This is a genomic window from Alphaproteobacteria bacterium, from assembly GCA_035625915.1.
Lineage (GTDB): Bacteria > Pseudomonadota > Alphaproteobacteria > JACZXZ01 > JACZXZ01 > DATDHA01.
The window spans coordinates 1-4,176 of the sequence record DASPOR010000030.1; the positions used below are offsets into that span (position 1 = coordinate 1).

The 4,176-nt window shown below is 61.9% G+C and carries 3 protein-coding genes; all 3 read right to left on the reverse strand.

The genetic code is table 11. The features are described 5' to 3' along the window. A partial coding sequence (locus VEJ16_02850; GenBank protein ID HYB08592.1) for a DUF4043 domain-containing protein occupies positions 1–1,096 on the reverse strand: 1,096 nt, incomplete at its 3' end. A 436-nt stretch (positions 1,097–1,532) separates the two neighbouring features. Next, positions 1,533–3,248 carry a Na/Pi cotransporter family protein gene (locus tag VEJ16_02855; GenBank protein ID HYB08593.1) on the reverse strand — a complete coding sequence of 572 codons (1,716 nt, stop codon included), beginning with the start codon at positions 3,246–3,248 and terminating at the stop codon, positions 1,533–1,535. 213 nt (positions 3,249–3,461) lie between these two features. Beyond that, positions 3,462–4,058: a hypothetical protein gene (locus tag VEJ16_02860; protein HYB08594.1), complete on the reverse strand. Its 597-nt coding sequence runs from the start codon at positions 4,056–4,058 to the stop codon at positions 3,462–3,464. Positions 4,059–4,176: the final 118 nt, after the last annotated feature.

The window sequence follows — 4,176 nt, forward strand, 5'->3', positions numbered from 1 at the left end:
CGAAGTCCCCTTCGACGAGGCAACCTTCGCCGCATACGATCGGTCGGCGCACGAAGAGGCCGGCGATGGCCGGATGCGGCTGCACATAGGCTTCCGTCGTCGGCTTGAACCGCAAGTCGGCCAATTCGATGATCCGGCCCATGCGGAACACGTTCGAAGCATCCGTCGCCCCCTGGAAGAGGAGCTTGAAATCCGGGTCGGCGAACAACTGGCGGCACGAGGTGGGGTCGAGATGAATTTCGTAAAACCCATCGATGGGCGGCACGCCATTGTTGCGCAGTTGTGCGACGGCATCGAACGCCATCGAGAGCGAGAAGAGGTCCGTATTGGCGAGGGCTGCCGTGGTGAGCCGCCCGTTCGGACGGATGATGCGCGGCGCGAAGGTGCTAACGACGGTATTTCCCGCCGCACCGTCCGCGACCGTCACGTTGCTCGCGAAGGTCAGGGTGCCGCTGATGCCGCCGGCGATTGCCGCCGAAGACACGTTCGCGGCGTCTGCCGTTGCACCGATGAGGGAATAGACGTCGCCGCCCACGGTGACGCTCATGGGGTTCGTTGTACTGACTGCGACCATCTGGCCGTTCACCATGACGGCCGTGAAGCCGCGAATGTCGTCGACATGGATCGTCGCGGCCGCGGCACCGAGCGTCGCCAGGACGCGGGTATTTCCGCCGAGATAGGCATTGAAGAGGGTGTTTCGCGCGATCCGGTCGACCGATTGCTTCGACTGGATGCCGTTCGTCTTCGCATTCTGGAGGAACTGGCCGGCAAGCCCGACCCTGTCGGCCACGATGTTGAGGTCGATCGTGTCGCCATACTGGTTGATGGCGATGGTGTATTGCTCGACCGTCCAGCTCGCCGGCGTGAGACCGTTATCGAGGTTCGTGTTCGCACCTGGGTTCATCGGTACGGTGACGGGCGTCTTGAGGCCCGGGCGCGTCTTGGTGATCGTCTCGCCGATGCGGTTCGGAAAAGGCTCCCGGCGCGCCACGTCGCGATAGCCAAGCACGGACGTGATGGCGTCCTGGAACTCGCGCTCGAGGAAGTTCTGCTGAATGATCGGCTGCAACTGAGACGGAAAATTCTGAATGCCCATGTCGGGGCTCCTTCACCTGGTTGAGGATGAAGCCCCTGGGCGTCGGGCCCCGGTGGGCGGGTAAGCGTGCGATCATGGCCGGGCCGGCCGAAGGCCGAGACCCCGCCATCCACGTCTTTCAACGATTGGGCAGAAGTACGTGGATGCCCGGGTCTGACCCCCGGATCGAAGTCCGGGGGCGGGCATGACAAATGGTGATGAATTTCCTCACCCGAAAACACCCCATAACTGTCATGGCCGGGCCGGCCAAAGGCCGAGACCCGGCCATCCACGTCTTTCAACGATTGGGCAGAAGTACGTGGATGCCCGGGTCAAGCCCGGGCATGACGATTGGAGAGGTCGATATCATTTGTCGGACACTACGCGTCATCGTGCTACGAATCTGAAATTCGCTCCCGGCCTCGCCCCCAAATGAGGCGATTTCGGATTGGCCACGCTAGCGAAGGACTTGCTTCGGCGCCTCAAAGTCAGCGTCGCTCACCGCACCGGCCGAGGGAGCGGCCTCGGCGTCTTTCAGCCTGTTGGGATGCAGTTCGCCGGCGGCCTCAAGGACCGGATACGCCACCGAACAGATATGAGAGTGGATGCGCTTCAGATCGCGCAGGATGTCGAGGTGGAGCGAGCTTGTTTCAATGCTTTCCGGCTTGCCTTCGCGCAGGCGACCGAGATGACTTTCGGCGGCCGCCAACTCTTCGGCGCGAAGTTGCGTTTTCTCGGCAATGAGCTGCCGAGCGATCTTCACGTCCCCTGAGATGAATACGGTGAAAGCGAGCTTGAGATTCTCGAGAACGCGCAGATGGAACGCCTCGAGCTCCTTCGCACCCTCGCGCGAAAAGGCAAGCTTTCCCTTGATTTTCTTTGCGGCGAGTTCCATCAGGTTCCTGTCGATGATGTCGCCGATATGCTCGAGATTGATGGAAAAAGCGATGATCTCCATCGCCCGTGGCCCTTCGCGGTCGCTCAGGCTTTCGCGGGTAACCTTCGTGACATAGAGCTTGATCGATTCGTCGAGCCGATCCACGGCATTGTCCATGCGGCTGATCTCGGCGACGAGCTTGCGGTCGTCGGTCATGAGCGCGGTCATGGTTCGACGCAACATGGTCTCGACGATATCGCCCATGTGGAGAACTTCGCGGGCAGCGCAGGCGAGCGCCACCGACGGCGTGCTAATTGCGGACTCGTCGAGGTAAAGCGGGTTCGAAAGGTCGGCACGCTTCTTTTTCTCCGGCAGCAGCCGTACCAGCAGCTGCCCGAAGCGGTCGAGGAACGTCATGAAAGCGATGGCGAGCACGACGTTGAAGGCCGTGTGAAAGCCCGCCACCATTTCCGTTGGCGAGAGATCCAGTCGCGTCAGCAAGTCCGCGATCGGCTGTAGAAACGGCAATACGATCACGCAGCCGACGATGCGGTTGATCATGTTGCCGACTGGCAGCCGACGGCTAGCTGGATTGGCGGCGTCGCCCGACTCGATGAGCGGATTTATCGCACTCCCGAGATTGGCGCCGATGACAAGCGCTACGGCTCCGGCCGGGCTCACGAAGTGCGAGTACGCGAGCGACATGACCAGCAACACGACCGCCACGCTTGAATGTGCCGCCCACGTCAGGATTGCCGCAATGAGGACGCACAAGAGGGGCTGTCCGGCAATGATCATCAGAAGGCTCCTGACCGCTGGGGCATTATCGGCAGGCGCCAATGTGTCGAGGAGGATATGCAAGGCGAGCAGCATCAGGCCAAGCCCAACCGCCACGCGGCCCAAGTCGCGGATCCGGGTCCGGGCGCCCTTTCTGAATGCGACAAGCCCGACGATCAGAAGAGCGGGTGCGAGGGCCGAGACGTTGAACGAGAGGACCTGCACGATAAGCGTGGTGCCCACGTTGGCGCCGAGCATGACGGCCAATGCCGGCACCAACGCCACCATGTCCCCAGCCGCAAACGATGCCATCATGAGGCCGGTCGCCGTGCTGCTCTGCAATAGCGCCGTCACGCCAATGCCGGCCATGAACGCGAGGAAGCGATTTCGAAGAGCTGAACTAAGGATGCGCCTTAGATCCGAGCCAAATGCCCGCACGATTCCGCTGTGGACCATGTGAAGTCCCCACAGCAGAAGTGCAACACCGCCCATAAGATCGAGTAGAACGATGTTCCCCAAAGGCCTGCCCTCCTCCCGGGCGATGCGACGTGGCCAGAGGTTCCGCTCGTGGCCGCCGTGACGACTTTCAGAACGCGCGACCGGCCGCAAAACGGACAAATAATCCAACTGCGGCTCCATTCAAGTAATAATTTGAGCGAGGACGAAGTATAGGTGACTGCCCTGCCCTCCTCCCGCGCGCCGACACTTTATATATATGACTCGACGCTCTCCCTATCTCCTCCCGATCAGGCGCTTCTTGCGGGCATCGACCTCGAGTTGGGTCGCTTTCATGGCGTCGAAGGGCTGGCCGTCGGCGGGCCTGGGTGCGGTGGCAATCCCGCTCGTCCCATTCGCCCCATGTGCCGACGTGAAGAGGTAGAGCTTTTCCTTCTTGAGCTGAGCCACCAGTTCCTCCGCCCCCTTGACGGCACCGTCGGCCTCGAGCGTCACTTTCGATAGATCGGCGAGCTTCAGCCCGTCGAGATCGATCATGCCCGCTTTGACGGCGGCGATGGCAAGCTCCGCGCGGACGATCCGCTCGCCGGCCGCTTTGCGAACGGAATCGATTTTCGCGTTTGCCTCTTCATCGGCTTTTCTGATGCGGGCGTCCGCTTCTTCCCTCGCTTTGGTCGTCGCGTCCTCGGCGGCCTTGCGCGCGGTCTCGTGACCTTGGGCGCGTTGGCGCCAGGTCTTGTTCTCCTCGCGCAACTCATGGACATATTCGGGCGAGAATGTTTTGGAGCTGCTGGCCGAGGCACCGCTCGATCCGCCGTCGGGCGCGCGGGCGATGCTGGAGAAAAAAGTGCCATTGGACAATGCACGAACCATGGGCTTCGTATCCTCCCTCTCGAATTGACCCGCATCGACGGGTCTCGTCACGCCTCGACAGGCGCCTCCGCCGGACTCTCAGTGCTCGGCCGGTCGAACGAAACCGGCCGGTCCCTGC

What these genes read in the sequence shown, in the direction of transcription:
- VEJ16_02860 (HYB08594.1), bottom strand. Translation starts at nt 4,058, where the DNA reads ATGGTTCGTGCATTGTCCAATGGCACTTTTTTCTCCAGCATCGCCCGC.